Origin of the sequence: Rheinheimera sp. NSM (assembly GCF_052380015.1) — a bacterium.
GTDB lineage: Bacteria > Pseudomonadota > Gammaproteobacteria > Enterobacterales > Alteromonadaceae > Alishewanella.
In genome coordinates, this window is record NZ_JBQTCI010000003.1 from 298,313 (window position 1) to 321,328 (window position 23,016).

Sequence of the window (23,016 nt, forward strand, 5' to 3'; positions counted from 1 at the left end):
TGCTCACTCTTATTGCATTACAAAACCGGTGAAAAGTACTTCATCCACTACCACCGAGCCCACCACTTCAATCATGGCTTGTTGTAAATCACTTAACGCTTTATTTTTCAGTGCATCACGCCCTGCTACAGTAACCAGCTCATCGGCATTGGCCGAACTGAACGTTTGCAGCAAACTGCCTTCTATCAGCGGAATATGCCGCATAGCAATAGTTTCATTGTTACTGCCCCGTACCATTAGCTGCACTTTAATTTGCACCATGCGATCGCGCGAAGCCCCGGGTACATTAAACACAAAAGGCCGCGGCATCGGCACATAAAGTGCGTTGCCTTTAGCCTGGCCGGCGCCATCATTTGCTGCAACCTGACCACCGTCACCACTGCTGCCGGCAGTACCGGTATCACTACCGCCGGAAAACAGCATAAATCCCACTACTGCCAACACGATAACAAGCACTGCGCCGCCGGCTATAAACAACAATTTTTTCTTTTTGCCACCATCGGCTATAACTAAGTCTTTTTCTGCGGCCATGTCATGCTACCTGTGAGTTTATTTGGCATTATTATGCTCATCTGTCGCCGGCAATGTAAATCACCGCCGGCGAATTTGCGCCGTTAGCAGCTTTTATGCGTAATAATCCACCAGACGCTCACTGACTACCGCCGTTACCTCCACGGCACCGGCCATTGGCCCGCCCTCATCTGCTGCGCCCTGCTGTGCCCCGCTGCCGCCATTATTATCCCGGGCTAACTGACGCTCCTGCTGCTGTTGCGTTTGCTGCTGCACATTACCCTCGCTAAGCGCTATGCCCTGCTGCTGCAACATCTCACGTAAACGCGGCAACTGTTGCTCTAACAGCTCTTTAGCTTGCGGCTGTTGCACGATAAATTGCACAGACGCCTGGTCTTGCTGCATGTCTATTTTGATCTGCATTTGGCCAAGCCCGGCCGGGTCAAGTCGGATTTCAGCCACCTGAATATTCTGCCGCACCATCAGGCTAACCCGTTCCCGCAATTGCCCCGCAGCATCTTGCTGCAATAAATTCAGACTTTGTTTTAACTGCTCTGCCGGTGCTTTGGCTGCCGTTTTTTGCAGTGTAGCTTGTTGCCGCTGCTCAGCTACCTGCAAGTTATGGCTAAAGGCGGCTTCGCTGCGATGGGTACCGGCCTGCTCCGGTACAGCTTTTAGCGCCATATTGTTATCTTGCGCTAACAACTGGCTATCGGTAATTGCCTGTGCCCCGGGGTTACGCTGCTGCTGATGCTGTTGCTCTGTATTATGTTTATCAGCAGCATTGCTGGTTTGTGATTTAGCGCCACTCTCTGCACCAGCCGTGGCAGTGGCAGCGCCTTTCCCGCTTAGATGGCTTTTATCTGCCGGGTTAACTGCTACGTCGGCTTTTACCTTATCACCAACTACCGCTTCCGGCTTTAATGTCGCGGCCTGTTGTTGTGCTTGTGCTGCAGTATTTTGCCCGGCGCTTTGTTCATTATCTTGTGCATTACGTTGGCCACTGCTTAGCTGCGTGCTTTGCTCAGCACCGGCTTTGGCATTAAGCTCTGCCGGTACAGCTTTAACCTCTGTTGCTGCACTGCTATCTGCTTTGCTGTCAGCACCACTTTCGTCTGCGCTCAGCATAGCTTGCTTGCCGGCTTTATCTGCAGCGGCTGCGCCAGCTTCCGGCTCTGCCTGTGCAGCAGGCTGCTTTGTTTCTTGCGCCGCTGCAGATACCGCAGCTTGCTGTTTTGCGGTTAAGGTTACAGCAGCGCTGTCATCTGTCTCTGTAATGGTATCCGTGTCTGCTTCTGCATCAGCGCTATTTTCGCTTTGCGTTTGCAACAAAGCACTGAGCTGCTTATCAGTAGCTTTGCTGTCGCCATCTGCCGGCGCTTTATCTTTCAGGGCAATTTGGCCCAGCAGACTGGCCGTGAGCAATATTGCCTCCGCATCGGCATCTTCAAGGGTTATTTCGCCGGACTGACCGGCAAGTGGCAGGCCGGTATCATCGGTTAACGGCTCTGCACCGGCATCAGCAGCTTTAGCAGCCGCCAGCGCCTGGCTGATCCCCGACAATAAGCTGATGCCGGCAGGAAGTTGCCGCACAGCTCCGCCAGGCGTTTTGCCGCCTGGCGCCGATACTTTGTCGCCGGTGGAGGGCGCCAGGCCACTGAGCAATTCGCCAAAAGCGTTACCACCGTCTGACTCAGCCCCGGCCTCAGCCGTAGCGGCATCGAAGCGCAGTGCCTGGTCAGCACCGCTCATCAGCGTAGATAATTGTAAGCCCTGTGCCATACCACTCTCCCGTTTACCGGCAACACTGTGCCGGATTTATGTTGTACTACCCTAACCACAAGGTGATAGCCGGTTACATTCAAAATTCAGGCCAGAATATAAAAGCGCTACTGTAACCGCTCTGCAGCAAGACGGCGCATAAACAGCTGGCTGGCATATTCATCGGCATTGCGCTGCTCTTGTTGCAGCTGTTTTTGCAACTCTGCAGCGTCATTGCGTTGCACCAATAATTCCAGCGCCTTACGTTTTTTCTGCATGGCTAACCAGCTTTGTTTGCGCTGCTCTGCTGCTGCTTTGGCCTGTTGTACCGCCCGGCCTTGTTGTTGTATTGCCTGGTCCAGTTTGCCGATAAAGCTGACAAACTGGTTATACTGCCGGCTTTGTAACCCGGCACTACCCTGCTGCTGGCTTTGTTGAATATATTCAGTACGGTAGTTAGCCAGGCCCTGATACTTCATTTGCGCCTGCTGATAAAACTGCTGCGCTTTAACAAAGTGCGCCTGTAATTTCTCTTCTCTGTCCTGCTGAATTTTAATCAGCATAGTAAAGCGCTGGTTTATCATAAGCCGTTATTCCCGGTTAACGGCACCAACCGTGCCAGGCCCTGCAAACTGTCATCATAGCCAACTACTTCGTGCATACCTTGCTGCAAAAAGCGATTAATGTTCGGCATCATACCAATGGCTTTATCTAACTGCGGATCACTGCCACGCACATAGGCGCCAATGGCGATTAAGTCTTTGCTTTGCTGAAAACCGGAATACAACTGCTTTAAGGTGCGGGCCATTTGTTGGTGCTCAAGGCTGGTAACTGCCGGCATAACCCGGCTGATGGATTTTTCCACGTCTACCGCCGGAAAATGGCCGGCGTCGGCCAACGCCCGTGACAATACTATATGGCCATCCAGAATCGCACGCGATGCATCGGCTATCGGATCCTGCAGATCATCACCTTCCGATAACACGGTATAAAACGCTGTGATAGAGCCCTGGCTACCACTGCCGTTGCCGGCGCGCTCTACCAGTGCCGGTAATTTGGCAAACACCGATGGCGGATAACCTTTGGTGGCCGGCGGCTCCCCTACGGCCAGCGCAATTTCACGCTGCGCCTGAGCGTAGCGGGTTATAGAGTCAATCAACAGCAGCACATCCAGGCCCTGGTCACGGAAATACTCGGCTACCTGTACTGCTGTTTCGCAGCCTTTTAACCGCATCAGCGGCGAGACATCGGCCGGGGCTGCGATAACCACCGAACGGGCTTTACCCTCGTCACCGAGGATTTCATCAATAAATTCTTTCACTTCGCGGCCGCGCTCGCCCACCAGACCAACTACAATAACATCGGCGCTGGTGCCGCGCGTCATCATGCCCAGCAACACGCTTTTACCCACACCGGAGCCTGCAAATAAGCCCATGCGCTGGCCTTTGCCAACCGTAAGCATGCTGTTGATAGAGCGCACGCCAACATCCAGCGGCTGTTTAATCGGCCGGCGCTGCAGCGGATTAATCGGTTTGCCTTTAGCGCCACCATACTGCTGTGCAGCAATAGGGCCTTTACCATCAAGCGGTGTGCCCATGCCGTCAATCACGCGGCCGAGTAAACTCATACTCAGCGGTACGCCTTTAAAATTCAGCAGCGGCGTTACCTTAGCGCCAGGCACCACCCCGGACACATCATCTTTGGGCATCAGGTAAATCCGCTCGTTAGCAAAACCCACCACCTCTGCCATAATGGCGCCGCGGGCGGTTTCGACACTGCAGGCCTGGCCAATGGCGGCGCTGCAGCCGGTGGCTTCCAGCGTCAGGCCGACCACCCGCACCAAATGCCCGGCCACCGCCGGCTTGGAGCTATGCACGTAGTTGTGCTGTTGTTGCAAAAAACGGCTTAAGGTGTCGCTGCTGGCCATGTTTTATTCCTCAACATCCGGCTGCCCGGCGTGCTGCTGCAGCTGTAAGAAATGCTCAAGGCTGCTTTGCAGCCGCTGGTTTAACGAACGGTCAACACTGGACTGGCTGCTTTGCACCAAACAACCGCCCTGCTCTACAGCAGGTTCAGCGCGCAGTTGCCAGCCGCGCTGCTGTATATCTTCTTTGCTGTAGTGCTGTTCTATAATGGCGATATCGGCCGGATTGAGTTTGATCAGCAGTTGCTTAGCATCTAACGGCAGCGCTGCCGTGGCCTCTGCCAACGCCTGTAATATCACCTGCGAATTAGTTTTGACTTCAACCGCAATAACCGCTTGTGCCATTGCCAGGCTCAGTTGCAGCAATTGCTGTTGTACCTGTTCGTCGACATTGGCCAGCGGCTGCTGCAGTTGGTCCAGCAAGGCGGTTAACTGTTGCAACTTTTCCTGCAGTTCGGTTTCGCCCTGAGCCAGGCCCTGCTTTTTACCCTCTGCTACGCCCTGCGCCAAACCATCTTGCTGGCCTTGTTCACGCCCTTCAGCATAGCCTTTACTGAAACCGTCCTCTTTGCCCACGGCAAAGCCTTCATCGTAAGCGGCCTGACGCATTTGCTCCATATCTTCTGCTGTCAAAGGTTTGACAACCAGCTCTTCGTCTTCTTCCTGCCGTGCTGCGCGGGCAACCGGCCGGGTTTTATTCAGCGCATTGGTGCGCAGCGGATCTAACTGCTTGTCAGATGTCAGCTCCGGCGTTTGCCATTGCTTCAACTGCTCATCGGTGGCTTCATCCGGCGAAAACGGCCGTTTATATTTAAAGGCGTCATCAATCATGGTACGGCTCATTTAACTTAGAGGAAGTCATCGCCACCGCCGCTGCCCAGCATAATTTCACCGGCGTCAGACAAGCGCCGCGCTGTGGACAGAATTTCTTTTTGTGCCGCTTCAACGTCACTAACCCGTACCGGCCCCATGGCCTCCAGATCATCCTGCAGCAGTTCTGCTGCCCGTTTTGACATATTCTTGAAGATTTTCTCTTTTAAGTTTTCGTCGGTGCCTTTCAGTGCCTTCATCAGCACATCCTGCTGAATTTCACGCAGCAAAGTTTGAATACCACGGTCATCCACATCCACCAGGTTCTCAAATACAAACATCAGATCCTGAATTTGCTGCGCCATTTCTTCGTCATGCTCACGGATAGAATCCATCAGCTGGCCTTCAATATTGGTATCCATATAGTTGAGGATATCGGCAGCCGCTTTTAAGCCGCCCATTTTCGCTGTTTGTGTACCGGCCTGACCGGCAAACTGTTTCTCCATAATTTCGTTTAACTCCTGCAATGCTGCCGGCTGTACTTCTTCCAGGTTGGCAATACGCATGGTTAGATCCAGCCGCACTTTTTCCGGGAACTGCGACAGAATTTCCGCCGATTGTTCCGGCTCCAGATAAGACAATACAATGGTTTGGATCTGCGGGTGTTCGTTGCGGATAATATTGGCAACCTGCTTGGAGTCCATCCACTTCAATGAATCCAGGCCTTTAGCTCCGCCGCCCAGCACTATCTGGTCAATCAGGTTAGCGGCTTTTTCTTCACCCAGCGCTGCGGTTAAAGCACGCTTGATAAACTCTTCGCTCTGGAAGCCGATGGTGCTGAAATTCTGGATCTGTTCAATAAACAAACGGTGCACAGCAGAGATTTTCGCCTGGTTCAGATCGGTCATCTGCGCCATGGCCAAACCCACTTTCTGCACTTGCTTCGGCTCCAGGTGTTTTAAAATTTGCGCAGCATCTTCTTCTGACAAGCTCAGCAGTAAGATGGCGGCTTTTTCAACACCGTCCAGTTTACCTACGTCAAAGGCAGGTTTTGTTGCTTCTATGCTACTCATCTTCAGCCAACCAGTTTTTCACTACCAGAGAGGATAATTCCGGCTCATTTGCTACCAGAGCCCGAACTGCGCGTAACAAGTCATCATCACCATGCAGGTCCGGCAACATCAGGGTGCCATCTGCGGCAAAGCCCACAGCGTTCTCATCAAAAGATGAGCTTAGCATGTCGATAGTATCATCCCCTAAATCCAGCCCGCTGCTCAGTGCATTTTCATCATAAGCATCTTTGGTATCTTCAGGGTAAATCAGTTTTTTCAGCATCGGCCGCACTATGGCCAAAATCAGCACGATAATGATCAGGCCGCCAATGGCCAACCGCACCACGCGCAGGAACCAGTCTTCTTCATAAAATGCCGGTACGGATTCTTCTACCACAGCCTCTTTCATAAAGGGTACGGAGATCACTTCGATCATGTCACCGCGCTGCGCATCGAAACCAACACCGCCCTGCAACAAGCGGCGGATGTTCGCCAGCTCGGCCTGAGCACGCGGTTGCGGTTCACCGTTTTCGCCGGCAACATAATCAATTGCCACCGACACACTCAAGCGGCGGATCACGCCGCTTTGCTGGGAAATGTGGCTGATAGTGGTATCCAGCTCGTAATTACGGGTGGCTTCTTTGTGATTGCGGCCAGGCACCACCGGCTGGGCGTTACCGCCGGTTGCCTGCTCCGGAATGTTGGAGTTTAGCGGCGGCTGGTTAGACAACGCGCCCGGAATACCACCACTTAAACCACCGACACTGTTTTCTTCAATGGTCATTTCACTGCGCACGGCCGGCAAATCGGGGTTAAAACGCTTTTGCGTTTGCTCGGTAGCGGTAAAGTCCATATGTAAATCGACCTGAGCGGTATAGTTACCATAGCCCAGCACCGGCATTAAAATAGAGTCGACTTTCTGGCGGTATTCTTCTTCACGGGTGCGCTGCAGCTCGTATTCTTTACGGGTACGGGCTGAGCTGGCATCCTGAGAACCGCTGTTTAATAAGCGGCCGTTCTGATCCGTTACTGTTACTCTGGAGGGCGATAACCCCTGCACAGCAGAGGCCACGATATCGACGATGGCATCCACTTCGCTGTCACGCACCATAGTGCCACCACGGGCGGTAACCAACACCGTAGCCGACGGCAGTTTTTCTACCCTGGCAAAGACGTTTTCTTTCGGAATAGCCAGCAACACCCGCGCCCGCGAGATACTTTGTAATTCTTCAATGGTGCGGGCCAGTTGTTGCTCACGGCTGTGCTTTAACCGTTCCATTTCCAGCCGTTGGCTAACGCCGAAGCCGCTGTCCTGCAGCAAAAACTCGGTTCCGCTGGAAGGCTCTTTCGCCAAACCGGCACGGGATAATGACAGTTTAATATTCTGGAACTGATCTTCAGCTACCATGATCACATTGCCTTCGAGCTTGTAATCAATTTTCTGCGCATCTAAATGGTCCAGCGTCTGGATCAGCTCCTGGGTTTGAAATGTGCCCAGCGGGCGCATTTCCGGTTGTCGCGCCCACATGATAATTAAGATAGCGATGGCCAGACAGATGGTCAGTGCGACAATCAGCGTAATCTGCCGCACCAGGTCCATGCCACCCAGTGAGCCGACAAAGCCCGGTTTTTGTTCCTGTTGCTCGCCGCTGTTGTAGTCGTTGCCTGACAGCGCCAGCTCGGTGGATTGATTCTCAGCCACTGCTTATCCCTCCGTTATACCGGCATCGACATTATGTCTTTGTAGGCTTCAACTAATTTATTGCGCACCTGCACTGTCGCTTCAAAGGCTAAAGAGGATTTCTGGCTGGCAATCATTACCTGTGCCAGTGACACGCTTTTGTCGCCCATTTCAAAGGCAGTACGCATTTGGCCGGTTTCCTGTGCAAGGTTATTGACCTTGCTCAGTGCGCTGGTCAGCATGCTGCTGAAGTCGCTTTGGCTTGGGTTTACTTCTGCCGCATTTTGCAGTTTCAGCTCATTGCCAATAGCTCTGGTTTGATTAACCATCGACTGCATTTCGGCGTAAAGGGCCTGACCTTTGATATTCATAGCGACACCTGTCAAAAATTTGCTGCTGTTACCGTTACACCAGCTAAAGCAGGAGTTGTGCCATATTTTAATCAACTGAATTATAAAAGAAAAAGCCCTCTTTTTGAGGGCTTTTGCGGCTTACGCCGGCAGGTCAATACCATGATCACGCATGCGCGCTAACTTGTAACGCAGGGTCCGGTCGCTGATACCCAGTTTTTCTGCCACGTCTTTGCGCCGGTTAGCGCAGGCTTTCATTGTCGCCAGAATAATGCGGTGTTCCTGCTCATGTACTGAAGCTTTAAAGGCGCCGCCTCCCTCTTCATTACCATCTTCCGCGCGCTGTTCTATATTGCCGTCAGCCGCAAACAAGGCATCGGCCGCTATAGCCGGCTCGCGGCCTGGCGGCAACATATCCACCTGCTCCAGCATAATGTCGTCGGTGCCAATCTCATCGCCGGCAGCAATAATCAATGCCCGCTGCATAACGTTATCCAGCTCACGCACATTGCCTGGCCAGCTGTAGCGCTGCAAAAGCTGCTCAGCCGCCGCGGTTAACACCGCCTGGCTGCGGCCACTGTGCTGGCAATGGCGCTGCAGTAAATGCTGCGCCAGTGGTACTATATCTTCCGGCCGTTCAGCTAATGCCGGCCACACCAGCGGAAAGACATTCAGCCGGTAGAATAAATCTTCACGAAATTCCCCCTGCGCCACCGCCTGTTTTAAGTTGCGGTTGCTGGTGGCCAGGATGCGCACATCCAGTTTAATGGTTTTACGCGCACCCAGCCGCTCTACTTCCCGCTCCTGCAATACGCGCAACAGCTTGGCCTGCAGGTTAAGGTCCATCTCGGTAATTTCATCCAGCAGCAAGGTACCCTGCTGTGCTTGTTCAAACTTGCCCGGGCAGGCATTTACTGCGCCGGTAAAGGCGCCTTTTTCATAGCCAAACAGGGTAGATTCCAGCATATTTTCCGGAATAGCGGCGCAATTTATCGCAATAAAAGGCCCGCTGCTGCGCGCCGATAGCTGATGAATATAACGCGCCAACACTTCCTTACCCGAACCGCTGGGGCCGCTGATCATGACGCTGGCGTCGGTACGCGCTACTCTGGCACACAGCGCCAGTAACTGCTTACTGGCCGGTGCGGCGACGACAGGTTCAATATTGGCGACAGCTTCCGGCGCCACATAGCGGCTAACGGTGCTGAGCAACACCTCCGGCGAAAACGGCTTGGCCAGGTAGTCAATGGCCCCCAGCCTGATGGCTTCAACAGCCGCCTGCACCGTGGCATAGGCTGTCATCATTAATACCGGAATTTGCGGATACTGGCTGCGCAGGGTTTTTAATAAGGTAAAACCGGACACGGCGCCCATTTGTACGTCGCTGATCACCAGTTGCACGCTGTGTTGCTTTAACTGCAGCAGCGCCTCTTCTGCACTGCTGACAGCGACCAGCTGATAATTGGCCAGCTGCAGCGTATCGCTGAGCGCTTCGCGCAGGCCGGCGTCATCTTCTACCAATAAAATGCACTGGCTCATAATGGCTCACTCCCTTGCTGCATTAACGCCGTGTGGTATGGCAGCAACAGCTCAAAGCAGGCGCCGCCGGTGGCACTATTGTGATATTGCACAGTGCCGCTGTGTGCTGCCGCTACCGCCTGTACAACTGCCAAACCTAAGCCTGTGCCATCGGCACGGCCGGTCACAAAGGGTTCAAACAAACGGTTCAGTAAATGTGCAGCCACGCCGGGGCCATTGTCGGTTACCTGAATGGACAGCATGGCAGGGTTTGATGCAGAGGGGGCAATATTCAGCTGTACCCGGGCGGCATCAGGCTGCGCCGGTGTAACATCGGCCAGCGCCTGTACGCTGTTATGAATTAAATTCTGTACCGCACCGCTTAGCGCGCTCAGATTACCCAGCACGGTAAGATCAGGTTCGGCCACGGTAACGGTTAACACCGCTGCGCTTTGCTGCAGCACAGCATCAGTAGCGGTAATCACCTGCTCTGCTAATTCTTTACAGCTAACAGGCGCCACCGCCTGGGCTGTGCCACTGCGGGCAAACAGCAGCATGTCATTCAGTTGCTGCTCCAAATCCTGCAGCCTTGATAACAGCTTTTGCTGAAACTGCTGCTGCACCTGAAATGTCGCCCTTGGGTTGCTCAGGTTCTGCGCATATAACATGGCGGCGGATAAAGGCGTGCGGATCTGATGCGCCAGCGAGGCCATCATTTTGCCTAAGGTAGACAGCCGCTGCATTTGGCTGAGCCGGCCCTGTAGCTGCCGGGTTTGGGTTAGATCGGTCAGCATAATCAGCTGGCCCGGTTCAGTGTAATCGGTACGGCTGAGTAAGGCACTGATCTCAAGTTTTACCAGACGGCCGTCTTTTAACGACACTTCCAGGCCATCATCACTGCGCGGGCGAAAACACCGGCTGATCACTGCAAACCAGCGCTGTCCCACTAACGGCTCGCCTAACATCGCCACCGCCGCAGGGTTAGCCTGATACACCAATCCGCGTTGATCCAGCAGGATCACTGCCGCCGGCAAAGCCTGCAAAATAGGGTCTTGTAATTCTGATGACAGTAACTGTAGCCCGGGCCGCGCGCTGCTCAGGCGGTGGCTCAGGTTGGATGGCGTAAAATCGTATGCGTTTGCCGTTGTCATTAGTTTCCCCTGCGACAGCTTAATCTAAGGGGAGTAATGCAGGCATTATGCCAGCTATAAATTCTTATTTTTTAGTAAGTTAATGCTGTCAATTCTCTGACAGCGTTAATTATTCGTCTTTACCGAGGTTGTATTTACGCATTTTTTCCACCAGGGTAGTGCGACGCAGCCCCAATACTTCAGCTGCGCGGGCAACCACGAATTCATGCCGCTCTAACGCCTGAGAAATAAAGCGGATTTCCAGCTCTGCCAGATATTCTTTTAAATCCAGCCCCTGCTCCGGCAAATGCTGTGGGTCGCTGTCTGTGGTGAAAAACGCCGCGCCGCTGTCGTCTGCGTCATCTTCGTCGTCGGCCTGAAACAGCTCATTAAGCAGATCGCGCTCCTGCAGACTTTCCGGGTATTGCGGCACATAGCTGTCGACATCGAGATGGCGGTATTTTTCCGGTAACTCGGCTACATCCGCTACCTGGTCCGGATACATAATCACCATGCGCTCCAGCAGGTTTGCCAGCTCGCGCACATTACCCGGCCAGCTGTGTAACTGCAGGCTTTCAATAGCACGTTCGGTAAACTTAACCCGTGCCTGATGGCTTTGCTCCAGCCGGCGCATTAATTCCTGCACCAGCAGCGGCAAGTCTTCAGCGCGCTGCTGTAATGACGGTGTTTCTATCGGGAACACATTAAGGCGGTAGAATAAATCTTCGCGAAAACTGCCGTCGCTAATCATATGTTCTAAATTACGATGGGTGGCCGCTACTATCCGTACATCGGCTTTAATCGGTTGCGTGCCACCTACCCGCTCGTAAGTGCGCTCCTGCAATACGCGCAGCAGTTTTACCTGCATTGGTAGCGGCATATCGCCGATTTCGTCTAAAAACAGCGTACCGCCCTGCGCCAGTTCAAAACGGCCTTTACGGGTTGATATGGCGCCGGTAAAAGCGCCTTTTTCGTGGCCGAATAATTCACTTTCCAGCAGCTCTGCCGGAATAGCACCGCAGTTAATCGGCACAAAGGGGCCGGCAGCGCGATGCGATAATAAATGGATATTGCGCGCCACCACTTCTTTACCGGTGCCCGATGGCCCCAGCACCAACACATTGGCATCGGTTTTGGCAACTTGCTGAATCAGAAAACGTACCTGCTGCATGCTGGCGGCATTGCCTACCATGCCGTCAAACTTTACCGCCGCTTCCTGCTGTCGCTGTGCCGGTAACAAACGGTGATATTGTTGGCTGTCGCGCAGTAATTGGGTCAACGAGGCGTAAGCAAAAGGCTCGCTTAGCAGGCCGACGGCATTGGCATATTGCAATAACGGCTGCAGAGTTTCGCCAAGCAGTAAAAAGGCGGTGGCCGGAAAGCTTTGCAGTAACTGAGCATGCTGCTGATTGGCTAAAGCACCTAACAACACCACACCCGGGCCTTGCTGCTGCAGTTTTTGCTGCAGTGCAGCAAAATCCAGTAATTGGTGTGGTTCATTAATAAAACTCAGCACCGTGCTTAACCGGCTACTGCGGTTACTGTGTTCATCAACGATATAAAGTGAAAGACTATTCGACATGCCGCTGCTTTTATTATGCTTTTAACTGCATTGTACTTTGCACAAAACAGCTTGCAAGGTAATACGCTATTTTTTTGACACTGCGTCAAAAAAATAGCGTGACTAAAAAGCCATCAGGCCAATAAGTTTAATGCCTGCTGGGGCTGCATCCTGGCTTGCATTGCCACACTAACAGAGGTGTTAGCTAAGATGTCCGCTGCTGCTTTATCGCTGCTGGCCCGGGCAAAATCCAAATCTTCAATCCGGCTGCGCGCGGCAGACTCGGCAATTTGTTGGCTGTTTAAATTACTGGCCGCGGAGCTGAAACTGTTGATGGACGCCCCGGCATCAGCCTGCAGGCCGCCGATATAATCCAGTGACTGCTGAATATTACTCAGCGACGCCTCTGCACTGCCGGCAGAGCTTAAATCGATACTGAAAATATTCTGCGCATTAAGGCCGGCCGCCACATCTACCGTACTGAAGCTTAAACTGCCGGAGCCGGTGCCAAAACTTAAAGCACCATCTTGATTAAACAGCTTTTTACCGGCAAATTCTGTATTATCAATGCTTTGTTGGATATTGGCGGTATACTGGTCAGCTTCAGCCTGCAGAGCCGCGCGCTCCTGCTCGCCGTAGATGCCATTGCCGGCGGCCACCGCCAACCGGTTTAATTCGCCGAGGTTATCATTGATGCCTTGCAAGCCTTGCTCATATACCCGCGCCAAAGACACGCCGTCATACAGGTTGCGTTCGCCCTGGCCTTTGCCGTTAATACTGCTGCTAAGCTGATTGGCTATCTGCAAACCGGCCGCATCGTCGGCTGCGCTGTTAATACGCTTTGCCGTCGCCAGCTTTTTCAACAGGCTTTCCTGTTGCAACTGCGCCTGATTTAACGTATTCAAACTGCCGGGAGTATTAATTTTCATCTTGGCACCACTTTGTTGAAAACTGCTTATAAGTTTAGTCAAAGCGACAATAAAGCGCTATTAATTAAATCCCGGCACAAATCTTCACAATGTATTAGTATTAAAACTGTTTAATCTGAATATGTTAGAAGCAGCGGCACAGTTTATGCTAAAGTCGGGCGAAACAGCAATTCGCTAAAATGCGTGGTTCCTGAGGGCAACTTATGTTTAACGGCAAAACAATTTTAATCACCGGCGGTACCGGCTCATTCGGCCATAAGTACACTGAAACCCTGCTTACCCGCTATAAGCCGAAAAAAATCATTATCTATTCCCGCGACGAATTAAAGCAGTACGAAATGCAGCAAAAATTTAATCAAAGCTGTATGCGCTATTTTATTGGTGATGTGCGCGATGAACACCGTCTGGTGCGTGCGATGCATGGCGTGGATTATGTGATCCATGCAGCGGCTTTAAAACAGGTACCGGCCGCCGAGTATAACCCGATGGAATGCATCAAAACCAATATCAATGGTGCCGAGCATGTGATCAACGCGGCCATTGAGAACAGCGTGGAAAAAGTGATTGCCTTGTCTACCGATAAGGCTGCTAACCCGGTGAATTTGTACGGAGCCACCAAGCTGGCATCAGACAAGCTGTTTATTGCCGCTAATAATATCTCCGGCGGCGCAAAACCGCGCTTTTCTGTGGTGCGCTACGGTAATGTTGTCGGCTCGCGTGGCTCAGTAGTGCCGTTTTTTCAACAACTAATGGCACAGGGCTCGGACCATATTCCGGTTACCCACCTGGAGATGACCCGGTTTTGGATCAGCCTGCAGCAGGGCGTCGACTTTGTGTTAAAGAATTTTGAACGCATGCTCGGCGGCGAAATTTTTGTGCCGAAGATCCCTTCCATTCGCATTGTCGATTTAGCCAAAGCCATGGCACCGGATCTACCAATTAAAGAAGTGGGTATTCGCCCGGGCGAAAAGTTGCACGAAATGATGTGCCCTGGCGATATGTCGTATCACACCTTTGAATTTGACGATCACTTTGTGATTGCTCCGGCAATTAAGTTTTTTAACCGCAGTAATGATTTTTCCAGTAATGCCTTAAATGAAAACGGCAAGCTGGTGCAACCGGGCTTTGAGTATGTATCCGACAGCAATCCGGATTTTCTCAGTGTGGAACAAATGCGTCAGTTTAATCAGGAAGCGATGTCGTGATCCCCTACGGCCGTCAGCATATTACTCAGGCTGATATAGAAGCAGTTACCGACGTACTGCAAAGTGACTTTTTAACCCAGGGTCCTGCCGTGTCGGCGTTTGAGCAACGTTTATGTGAGCTGACCACCGCGCAGCATGCAGTAGCAGTAAACAGCGCCACCTCGGCATTGCATATTGCTTGCCTGGCGCTGGGCGTAGGGCCTGGCAGCCGCGTTTGGACCTCACCGGTCAGCTTTGTTGCCTCGGCCAATTGTGCGCGTTATTGCGGCGCTGCGGTTGATTTTGTCGATATCGAGCCCGACACCGGCAATATGGCGGTAGACAAACTGCGGCAAAAGCTCGAACTGGCGCACAGCAATGATACGCTGCCACAAGTTGTGATACCGGTGCATCTGGCCGGTGCCAGCTGTGATATGCAGCAAATACATTATCTGGCCAATGAATTTGGTTTCAGCATTATTGAAGATGCATCTCATGCGGTGGGCGCCGGTTATCAGGATGAGCCGGTAGGAAGCTGCCGCTACAGCGACATTACCGTATTCAGCTTTCACCCGGTAAAAATTATCACCACCGCCGAAGGTGGCTTGGCTCTGACTAACAGCACGGAGCTGGCCGATAAAATGCGCCTGCTCAGAAGCCACGGTATCTGCCGCGATGAGAGCCTGATGACAGAACCCGCGCACGGCGCCTGGTATTATCAGCAATTGCTGCTGGGTTTTAATTACCGCATGACAGATCTGCAGGCCGCGCTGGGCTTAAGCCAGAGCATGCGCCTGCTGCCAATCATTCAAAAACGCCAGTTGCTGGCAGCAAACTATAACCGCTTGCTGGCAGAGCTGCCTGTTAGCCTGCCGGCGTTGGATGATATTAATATCAGTGCCTGGCATTTATATATTGTCCGGCTGGATGACAAAACCAAACGTAAGGTGGTATTTGACGGCCTGCGCGCTGCCGGCATTGGCGTGAATGTGCATTATATTCCCATTCATACCCAGCCGTACTACCAGCAACTGGGCTTTGACTGGGGCGATTTTCCGCTGGCGGAGGATTTTTATGAGCGCATTATCAGCCTGCCGATGTTTCCCGAGCTAAGCGGTGAGCAACAGCAGTATATTGCCGATAAACTGGCAGAGCTGCTGCAATGAGAGTGGCTATTATTCCGGCGCGTGGCGGCAGTAAGCGCATACCACGCAAAAACATTAAAACTTTTTGCGGCCAGCCTATGCTGGCTTATCCGATTCAGGCGGCGCTAAACAGCGGCGTAGTGGACAAAGTAGTGGTCTCCACCGATGATGCAGAAATAGCCGCCATAGCCAGGCACTACGGCGCCGAAACACCGTTTATGCGCAAGGCAGAGCTGGCAGATGACTTTACCGGCACCACAGAGGTTATCCGCAACGCCATTACAGAGCTGCAGCAACAGGGCTGGCCGCTCAGTGCCTGTGCCTGCATTTATGCCACTACCCCGTTGTTAAACAGTGAGCGCATTGCAACGGCATACCAGTTGCTGTTAAGCAGCAAAGCAGATTATGTCTTTAGCGCAGCCCGTTTCTCTTTTCCTATTCAGCGCGCCCTGCTGCAAACTGCAGCTGGTGGTGTAGTGCCGTTTGATCCAGCCAGTATTATGCAACGCTCGCAAGACCTGGCCGAAACCTTCCATGATGCCGGCCAACTGTATTGGGCCACAGCTGATACCTGGCTGGATAACGACAAAGCTGTATTCGGCAGCGGCTCCAGAATGCTGCTGTTACCGGCGCATTTAGTGCAGGATATTGATACGGTTGAGGACTGGCAGCGTGCCGAACTGTTGTACCAACTGCTGCAGGCACCTGCGCAGTGAAAGTGCTGTTTCGCACTGACGCTTCGGTAATACTGGGTTCAGGCCATGTTATGCGTTGCCTGACGCTGGCACACGCTTTGAAAAAAACAGGCGCCAGCTGTGATTTTGCCTGCCGGATAACATCCGGCCATTTGGCAGATGTTATCCGCAGCCAGGGGTTTTGCGTACTGCAATTACCGGATGTGCTGACCGATCAAATTGCAGATGCAACAGCAACGCTGGCGCAGTTAACCCAAAATTATACGCTGTTGGTGGTGGATCACTACGCGCTGGCAGCTGACTACTGCCGGATGCTACGGGCCCGTTGCCGGCATATTTTGCAAATAGATGACCTGGCCAACCGCAGCTATGACTGCGACCTGTTACTGGATCAAAACCTGGTAGCCAACGCAGAGCAGCGTTACAACAAATGGTTGCCAACGCATTGCAAGGCGCTGCTGGGCCCGCGTTATGCCTTGCTGCGTGAAGAGTTTTACCAGAGCGCCGCGCCACACAGCCGCAACCTTAGCAGCAACCGTATCCTGATTGGCTTTGGCGGCAGTGACGAGCAAAATTTAACCGCTCTGGCGATTGAGGCTGTAGATAAACTAAAGCTTCCCGGTATTTCTGCCGATATAGTAATTGGAGCGAATAATCCGTGGCATGCAGACATTAAGCAACTTACTGCAAGCCTGCCCGATATGACGTTACATGTGCAATGTAACTATATGGCGAAGTTAATGCATCAGGCGCGACTCATGCTTGGTGGTGGTGGTGCCAGCCATTGGGAAAGGTGTATTAGTGCTCTGCCGGGTTTGGTTGTTACCGTTGCCGAAAATCAGCAGGCGGCAACGGCTTATCTTGACCAGCTTGGCGCCTGTGTGTGGTTGGGACAGGCTGCAGATATGTCAGCAGAGTTCTTTGCAGAGCAACTGTGCTATTACCTGTCGCAACCGGCACTGCTTGATAGTATGGGCCAAACGGCAGCCGGTCTGATACCGGCTGCCGCAGGCACACCACTGGTAGTTGAAACTATAATGAAGACACTGAATAACGGACATCCGTAACGAGGATAAGCAATGGCTGTAATTATGCTTGGCAAGCACGCGGTAGGGCCGGACCAGCCGCCGTTTATTATTGCCGAATTATCCGGTAACCATGATCAAAGTCTGGACAAAGCATTGTTGATGGTTGAGGCCGCAGCAAAATGTGGTGCCGACGCGATAAAGCTGCAAACCTATACCCCGGATACCATTACGCTGAACCTGCACCAGAACGAATTTTTTATTGATAACCCCGACAGCCTTTGGCACGGCAGCTCACTGTACAGCCTGTATCAACAAGCGATGACACCGTGGGAGTGGCACAAGCCGTTGTTTGACAGGGCAAAAGAGTTAGGCATGCTGGCGTTCAGCTCACCGTTTGATTTAACCGCGGTAGACTATCTGGAACAGCTGGATGTGCCTTGCTATAAAATTGCCTCATTTGAAAATATCGATCATGGTTTAATCGCCGCCGTTGCCCGCACCGGCAAACCGGTGATCATATCTACCGGCATGGCCACCCAAGTTGAACTGGCTGAAGCCGTTGAGGTACTGCAACGCAACGGTTGCCGTGACATCATCTTGTTAAAATGTACCAGCAATTACCCGGCCCGCCCCATCGACGCCAACTTACATACTATTCCGCACCTGGCGGAACTGTTTGGCTGTCAGGTCGGCTTATCTGATCACACCGCCGGTATTGGTGTCAGCGTCGCTGCCGTGGCGCTGGGCGCAACTGTGATTGAAAAGCACTTTGTGCTGGACCGCAGTGAAGGCGGCATTGATGCAGCTTTTTCCATGGAGCCGGCCGAATTCAGCCTGCTGGTATCAGAATGCCGTAAAGCGAAAGATGCCTTAGGTAAAGTGCATTATGGCTGTACCGACAAAGAAATTGCTTCACGGATACACCGCCGCTCACTTTATATTGCCAAAGATATGCAAGCCGGTGATATTTTTACTGCAGATAACCTGCGCTCTGTGCGCCCCGGGCTTGGCCTGGCACCGAAATACCTGCCACAGTTTCTCGGCCGTAAGGTCAAACAAGATGTGGCAATGGGCACCCCACTAAGCTGGGAGTTAATCTAAGGCATGACTGCGTCTGTCCGGCTTCGCTTTGCTACTCTGGCCGATGCTGAGCGCTTGTTGCACTGGCGTAATGACGCCGACACGCGACGATTCAGCCTTAACGCAGAGCAGGTTACAGAGCAGCAGCATATGCGCTGGCTACAACAAAGCCTGAGTAATCCGCAACGCCGGCTGTTTATTGCAGAATATGCCGATCAGCCTGTCGGCACTGTCAGAGTGGATTCGACAGCAGACTGTCATCGTATCTCCTGGACAGTAGCTGCAGAGTGTCGCGGCAAAGGCTTAGCTAAAGCTATGGTTAAATTGTTGGTAAGCCAACTAACAGGAAAAGTAGTCGCTGAAATTCTGCCCGGCAATATAGCGTCAATAAAGGTTGCACAATATGCCGGATTAACCTATCAAAGCACGCACAATGGCATTATGTATTATGCATACCAGACACCAGGCTAATATTCACATTACGCTGCAACAGGATGTTTTATGAAAGGAATTCTTCTGGCCGGCGGTACCGGTAGCCGGCTTTACCCTATTACTTTGGGCATTTCCAAACAGTTATTGCCTATCCATAACAAGCCGATGATTTACTACTCCTTATCAGTGCTGATGCTGGCAGGCGTACGTGATATTTTGTTAATTACTACCGCAGAGCAACAAGCCGCGTTTCAACGCCTGCTCGGCGATGGCAGCAAATTTGGCATTCATCTGCAGTACGCCGTGCAGCATAAACCTGAAGGTATTGCTCAGGCGTTCTTAATTGCAGAGCAATTTATTGGCAATAACGATGTTTGTCTGGTGCTGGGCGACAATATTTTTTATGGCGAAGGCTTTACTCCTAAATTACACAGAGCGCGCAGCCGCCTGCCGGGCGCAGTGATTTTTGGCTACCAGGTAAAAGACCCGGAACGTTTTGGCGTAGTAAAGTTCGACGCCGACTTTAAAGTACAATCGATAGAAGAAAAGCCGGCACAACCGCAAAGCAAATATGCCGTTACAGGGCTGTATTTTTACGATAATAATGTTGTTGATATCACCAAAAATCTGCGCCCTTCCCAGCGCGGTGAGTTGGAAATTACTGGTGTTAATCAGGCCTATTTGGCGCGCAAACAACTGCAAATTGAATTGCTCGGCCGTGGTTTTGCCTGGCTGGATACCGGCACCCATGAGAGCTTGTCGGAAGCTTCTACCTTTGTCGAAACCATCGAAAAACGTCAGGGCTATCAAATTGCCTGTCTGGAAGAAATCGCCCACCTCAACGGCTGGCTGTCACATAATGATGTGCTGCAGCGTTTGCAGACGATGCCCGATTGCAGTTACAAAAGTTATCTGACTGAACTGCTAAAAGCAACGCCTTAGCATTAGAGCTCTGCCGGCATACCGCGGTTCAGCGCTGTAACGCCTGCGTTAGTGCTGCGACAACCTCCTGCTGCTGTTGCTCACTGATGCCACACCACAGCGGTAAGCGTATTAATGCCTGCGGCAGGCTGTCGGTGTGCGTCATGGTACCGTGCACGCGGCCAAAACGCTGCCCGGCAGTTGAAGAATGCAGCGGTACATAGTGAAACACCGCATGCACACCTTGCTGTTTCATCACGTCCAGCACCTTTTGCCGCTCAATTTCCGGCGACAACAGCACATAATACATATGTGCATTATGCTCACAATCATGTGGTATCACCGGCCGTCTGAGCAAGCCCGCAGCCTCCGATGACTGCAGCAAACTGTGGTACAGCTGCCAGCTTTGCATCCGGCTATCTGTTATTGCTTGCGCATGCTCCAGCTGCGCCCAGAGAAAAGCAGAAATCAGCTCGCCGGGTAAAAAGGATGAACCGTAGTCATGCCAGGTGTATTTATCAATCTCACCGCGGAAAAACTGGCTACGGTTAGTGCCCTTTTCGCGGATAATTTCTGCCCGCAAAATCAGTTCCGCATCATTAACCAGTAAAGCGCCGCCTTCACCGGAAATAATATTTTTGGTTTCGTGAAAACTGTATGCCCCCATGGCGCCAATGCTGCCCAACGCCCTGCCTTTGTATCTGGCCATCACGCCCTGAGCGGCATCTTCTACCACCTTAAGCCCGTGCCGGCCGGCTATGGCGCAAATAGTATCCATCTCGCAGGCCACGCCGGCATAGTGCACCGGTACTATGGCTTTGGTTTTGCCGGTAATCGCCGCTTCAATCAGGGTTTCATCGAGGTTTAACGTATCCGGCCGGATATCAACAAACACCGGACGGGCACCGCGCAGCACAAAGGCATTAGCAGTTGAGACAAAGGTATAGGACGGCATGATCACTTCATCACCGGGCTTAATATCCAGTAATAATGCCGCCATCTCCAGCGCCGCGGTGCAGGAGTTGGTCAACAGCGCTTTGGCGCTGCCGCTGTTTTGCTCCAACCAGTTGTGGCACTGCTTGGTAAAAGGACCGTCGCCGGCCAACTTACCGTTAAAGTGCGCTTCCGAAATATAGTGCAGCTCTTTACCTGTCATGTACGGCCAGTTAAATGGGATCATGGCATTCTCACTTTATAAATACGCTAAGGCATCCGGCCCGGTGTTAAACAGCAAATCCAGTACCGTTACCGCATGCTCAAACGGCTGCTGCAACTGTGGGTAAGGCGGATAATGCTGGTATTGCATCCACTGCACGCTTACACCCTGTTGCTTAAACAGCTCAGTGTCCAGATAAGCTTGCGCAGCCGGGCCGCTGAGGTAGTGTGTGGCGTTAAAATGCTGGCAAATGTCCAGCAAACGCTGATTCCGCTCTGTACTGAGTTGCAGAGATTCGGCTTTAACCAGGGTGGTTTTTATCTGCAGCAGCTCACACAACAACGTAATAAAGCTTTGATTAAGATCTGAAAGATAGCGCCAATCGCGGCGATAAAAGTCTTCGAGCTGTGCGGCATAACGGTCAAAATAAGTCGCTTTGCGGTAATTTTGCTGCAGGGTTTTCCAATGTTTGGCTTGCCAACTGTTGCCGGCCAGCTCAATTTGATTAATCGGTTGCCCCAAATGGCGGTGCAATACCGGCACGGTTAACCACTGCAGGCCGGCCGGGGTTTGAATTTTATTGCGGTTACGCCAGTCGTTCTTGGTGTACTGCACTATGTCGTAAAACACGAAATAGTCCGCACGGCGGATCATGTCAAAGTAACCTTTCCACGGCATATAATTTGACTGACAAACCGCTACAGTGGTCATAGCCGGATCCCTGTAGAGCGATGCGTGCTTACCACCCGCGCTGGGCTGCCGATATATTTACCGGCCAATGCGGTGTCGTGCAATACCAGCGCGGATGCGCCGATAAGCGACTCATCAGCAATATGCAACTGCTGGATCACAACAGCGTTAAAGCCGAAAAAACACAGATCGCCAATCCGGCAACAACCGCCAATAGTTGTGCCGGCGGCAACAAAATTGTGGCTGCCAACAGTGCTGTCGTGACACAAGGTGCTGGATGACCACAATAAATTATTGTCCCCCAGTACACAAAACGGCTCAACTACCGTGTTGGCCATAATCACGCTGTTATCCCCCAACACCACGCTGCTGTCGACCACAGCCGCGGGGCTGATATAACTGTAAAAGCGCCGGCCGTCGGCTTTTAAGCGCAAAAACAGCTGCTGCCTGGCACGCATGTCGCTATAACCGACAGCACAGAGTAGTTTAATGTTGTCTGTAGCAAGATGCTGCTCCAGCTCGTGATAGGCGTATACCGGCTTACCCTCAAACTGCTCGCTGGTCTTGTAAGCGGCGTCCACCGTAAACGCCACCACTTTATCCCCGGTAGTAGTTTCTATCAGATGGTGCAGTAAGCGCGCCAGCGGCCCCGTACCGAAAACAATTACATGCTGCATCAGCTATTCCTGCCCGGGTTTATACAGCCGCTGTTCAGGCGGTAAATAAAACTCATCCAGGCTAGCCGGCATACGGACATTCATACCAACAAGGCGGCGGCCATCTTCACCCAGGCTGTCAATTTGCTGTTGTGTTAACAGCCTGGGGAAGTCAAAGCGCTGGCGCATATAAGGCCGGCATAAATTAATGGTCAATGCATGCCGCGTATAATTATCCTGATTTACGCCGGCAGCATGCACCAGCCTGGCATTAAAAATAACCATATCGCCGGCCTGACACTGTAGCCGCTTTGCCTGCTGATAAAATAATGGCTCCGCTGGCAGCTCTGCCAACCGGTGTGAGCCCGGCAAATACCAGGTGGCGCCGTTTTGCAGGGTAAAATCGTTCAGGGGTAAGATAACACCGACATTGGTGATGTAGTTGTCTATCCAGCGCGGGCAGTCGACATGCACCCGGCTACCGTAATTGCCCTGACCGGGCGTCAGGCTGGATGACTGGTAAGCGTAAATAATACAATGCGGTGTAAACAACGCCTTAATGTAGTGATTCAGCAGCGGGTGATCCAGCACGGCACACATCTGCTTACCCCGGGTCATGCAGTTGTGTACCATACCGGCGTCAAACACATCCGGCCGTTGCTGCGCATCTTCAGCAATAGCAGCTTCCAGCTCTTGTTGCAGGGCACTGAGCCAGGTTTTGTCCAGCACTTGTGGAATAACGACCACACCTTGCTGGTCAAATTGCTGCTGTAGCAAGCTTAAATCCATCTGCGTTACCTACC

General features: G+C 52.3%; 23 protein-coding genes. 7 read left to right on the plus strand and 16 right to left on the minus strand.

Annotation, left to right across the window (positions count from 1 at the left end; all coding sequences use genetic code 11):
• Window positions 1-9: 9 nt before the first annotated feature.
• From fliL to ACTZWV_RS10790, 12 genes are all read right to left on the minus strand, one after another.
• Window positions 10-531: a flagellar basal body-associated protein FliL gene (gene fliL / locus ACTZWV_RS10735; protein WP_444786546.1), complete on the minus strand. Its 522-nt coding sequence runs from the start codon at window positions 529-531 to the stop codon at window positions 10-12.
• A 93-nt stretch (window positions 532-624) separates the two neighbouring features.
• Window positions 625-2,292: a flagellar hook-length control protein FliK gene (locus ACTZWV_RS10740; protein WP_444786547.1), complete on the minus strand. Its 1,668-nt coding sequence runs from the start codon at window positions 2,290-2,292 to the stop codon at window positions 625-627.
• Between the two features lie 107 nt (window positions 2,293-2,399).
• Window positions 2,400-2,855, minus strand: coding sequence for a flagellar export protein FliJ (gene fliJ, locus ACTZWV_RS10745; RefSeq protein ID WP_444786548.1), 456 nt, complete (start codon window positions 2,853-2,855; stop codon window positions 2,400-2,402).
• The gene (gene fliI, locus ACTZWV_RS10750) at window positions 2,852-4,198 is read right to left on the minus strand and encodes a flagellar protein export ATPase FliI (protein ID WP_444786549.1); all 1,347 of its coding nucleotides are present in this window, start codon (window positions 4,196-4,198) and stop codon (window positions 2,852-2,854) included. Before fliI ends, fliJ begins: the two co-directional genes overlap by 4 nt.
• A gap of 3 nt (window positions 4,199-4,201) precedes the next feature.
• Window positions 4,202-5,026: a flagellar assembly protein FliH gene (fliH, locus tag ACTZWV_RS10755; RefSeq protein ID WP_444786550.1), complete on the minus strand. Its 825-nt coding sequence runs from the start codon at window positions 5,024-5,026 to the stop codon at window positions 4,202-4,204.
• 17 nt (window positions 5,027-5,043) lie between these two features.
• A complete protein-coding gene (gene fliG / locus ACTZWV_RS10760) occupies window positions 5,044-6,078 on the minus strand; it encodes a flagellar motor switch protein FliG (protein ID WP_444786551.1) in 1,035 nt (344 codons plus the stop codon).
• Window positions 6,071-7,759: a flagellar basal-body MS-ring/collar protein FliF gene (gene fliF, locus ACTZWV_RS10765; protein WP_444786552.1), complete on the minus strand. Its 1,689-nt coding sequence runs from the start codon at window positions 7,757-7,759 to the stop codon at window positions 6,071-6,073. The genes fliG and fliF overlap by 8 nt, the downstream gene beginning before the upstream one ends.
• 14 nt (window positions 7,760-7,773) lie before the next feature.
• Window positions 7,774-8,109: a flagellar hook-basal body complex protein FliE gene (fliE, locus tag ACTZWV_RS10770; RefSeq protein ID WP_305553450.1), complete on the minus strand. Its 336-nt coding sequence runs from the start codon at window positions 8,107-8,109 to the stop codon at window positions 7,774-7,776.
• A 120-nt stretch (window positions 8,110-8,229) separates the two neighbouring features.
• The gene (locus ACTZWV_RS10775) at window positions 8,230-9,627 is read right to left on the minus strand and encodes a sigma-54-dependent transcriptional regulator (protein ID WP_444786553.1); all 1,398 of its coding nucleotides are present in this window, start codon (window positions 9,625-9,627) and stop codon (window positions 8,230-8,232) included.
• Window positions 9,624-10,757, minus strand: a complete 1,134-nt coding sequence (locus ACTZWV_RS10780; RefSeq protein WP_444786554.1) for a sensor histidine kinase — start codon at window positions 10,755-10,757, stop codon at window positions 9,624-9,626. The genes ACTZWV_RS10775 and ACTZWV_RS10780 overlap by 4 nt, the downstream gene beginning before the upstream one ends.
• Window positions 10,758-10,866: 109 nt before the next feature.
• Window positions 10,867-12,318, minus strand: coding sequence for a sigma-54 dependent transcriptional regulator (locus ACTZWV_RS10785; RefSeq protein WP_444786555.1), 1,452 nt, complete (start codon window positions 12,316-12,318; stop codon window positions 10,867-10,869).
• 113 nt (window positions 12,319-12,431) lie between these two features.
• Window positions 12,432-13,226: a flagellin gene (locus ACTZWV_RS10790; protein WP_444786556.1), complete on the minus strand. Its 795-nt coding sequence runs from the start codon at window positions 13,224-13,226 to the stop codon at window positions 12,432-12,434.
• Window positions 13,227-13,429: 203 nt separating this feature from the next.
• Here ACTZWV_RS10790 and pseB point away from each other — a divergent pair, with 203 nt between their 5' ends.
• Genes pseB through rfbA form a run of 7 tightly spaced genes read left to right on the plus strand, consistent with a single transcriptional unit; the run spans window position 13,430 to window position 19,732 of the window.
• Window positions 13,430-14,431: a UDP-N-acetylglucosamine 4,6-dehydratase (inverting) gene (gene pseB / locus ACTZWV_RS10795; protein WP_444786557.1), complete on the plus strand. Its 1,002-nt coding sequence runs from the start codon at window positions 13,430-13,432 to the stop codon at window positions 14,429-14,431.
• Window positions 14,428-15,576 (plus strand): UDP-4-amino-4,6-dideoxy-N-acetyl-beta-L-altrosamine transaminase, encoded by a 1,149-nt coding sequence (gene pseC / locus ACTZWV_RS10800; protein WP_444786558.1) that lies wholly within the window; start codon window positions 14,428-14,430, stop codon window positions 15,574-15,576. Before pseB ends, pseC begins: the two co-directional genes overlap by 4 nt.
• Complete coding sequence (pseF, locus tag ACTZWV_RS10805; RefSeq protein WP_444786559.1) at window positions 15,573-16,271, plus strand: pseudaminic acid cytidylyltransferase; 699 nt, start codon at window positions 15,573-15,575, stop codon at window positions 16,269-16,271. Before pseC ends, pseF begins: the two co-directional genes overlap by 4 nt.
• Window positions 16,268-17,317 carry a UDP-2,4-diacetamido-2,4,6-trideoxy-beta-L-altropyranose hydrolase gene (gene pseG / locus ACTZWV_RS10810; protein WP_444786560.1) on the plus strand — a complete coding sequence of 350 codons (1,050 nt, stop codon included), beginning with the start codon at window positions 16,268-16,270 and terminating at the stop codon, window positions 17,315-17,317. The genes pseF and pseG overlap by 4 nt, the downstream gene beginning before the upstream one ends.
• Window positions 17,318-17,329: 12 nt before the next feature.
• On the plus strand, window positions 17,330-18,379 hold the full coding sequence (gene pseI / locus ACTZWV_RS10815; protein WP_444786561.1) for a pseudaminic acid synthase: 1,050 nt from the start codon (window positions 17,330-17,332) through the stop codon (window positions 18,377-18,379).
• Between the two features lie 3 nt (window positions 18,380-18,382).
• Complete coding sequence (locus ACTZWV_RS10820) at window positions 18,383-18,829, plus strand: GNAT family N-acetyltransferase (RefSeq protein WP_444786562.1); 447 nt, start codon at window positions 18,383-18,385, stop codon at window positions 18,827-18,829.
• A gap of 30 nt (window positions 18,830-18,859) precedes the next feature.
• Complete coding sequence (rfbA, locus tag ACTZWV_RS10825; protein ID WP_444786563.1) at window positions 18,860-19,732, plus strand: glucose-1-phosphate thymidylyltransferase RfbA; 873 nt, start codon at window positions 18,860-18,862, stop codon at window positions 19,730-19,732.
• A gap of 28 nt (window positions 19,733-19,760) precedes the next feature.
• Here the strand turns inward: rfbA and rffA are convergent, their stop codons facing one another.
• The 4 genes from rffA to ACTZWV_RS10845 are packed head-to-tail and all read right to left on the minus strand — an operon-like array spanning window position 19,761 to window position 23,002.
• On the minus strand, window positions 19,761-20,891 hold the full coding sequence (gene rffA / locus ACTZWV_RS10830) for a dTDP-4-amino-4,6-dideoxygalactose transaminase (RefSeq protein ID WP_444786564.1): 1,131 nt from the start codon (window positions 20,889-20,891) through the stop codon (window positions 19,761-19,763).
• Between the two features lie 12 nt (window positions 20,892-20,903).
• Window positions 20,904-21,578: a WbqC family protein gene (locus ACTZWV_RS10835; protein WP_444786565.1), complete on the minus strand. Its 675-nt coding sequence runs from the start codon at window positions 21,576-21,578 to the stop codon at window positions 20,904-20,906.
• Complete coding sequence (locus ACTZWV_RS10840) at window positions 21,575-22,234, minus strand: acetyltransferase (RefSeq protein ID WP_444786566.1); 660 nt, start codon at window positions 22,232-22,234, stop codon at window positions 21,575-21,577. Before ACTZWV_RS10840 ends, ACTZWV_RS10835 begins: the two co-directional genes overlap by 4 nt.
• Window positions 22,235-22,237: 3 nt before the next feature.
• A complete protein-coding gene (locus ACTZWV_RS10845) occupies window positions 22,238-23,002 on the minus strand; it encodes a phytanoyl-CoA dioxygenase family protein (RefSeq protein ID WP_444786567.1) in 765 nt (254 codons plus the stop codon).
• Window positions 23,003-23,016: the final 14 nt, after the last annotated feature.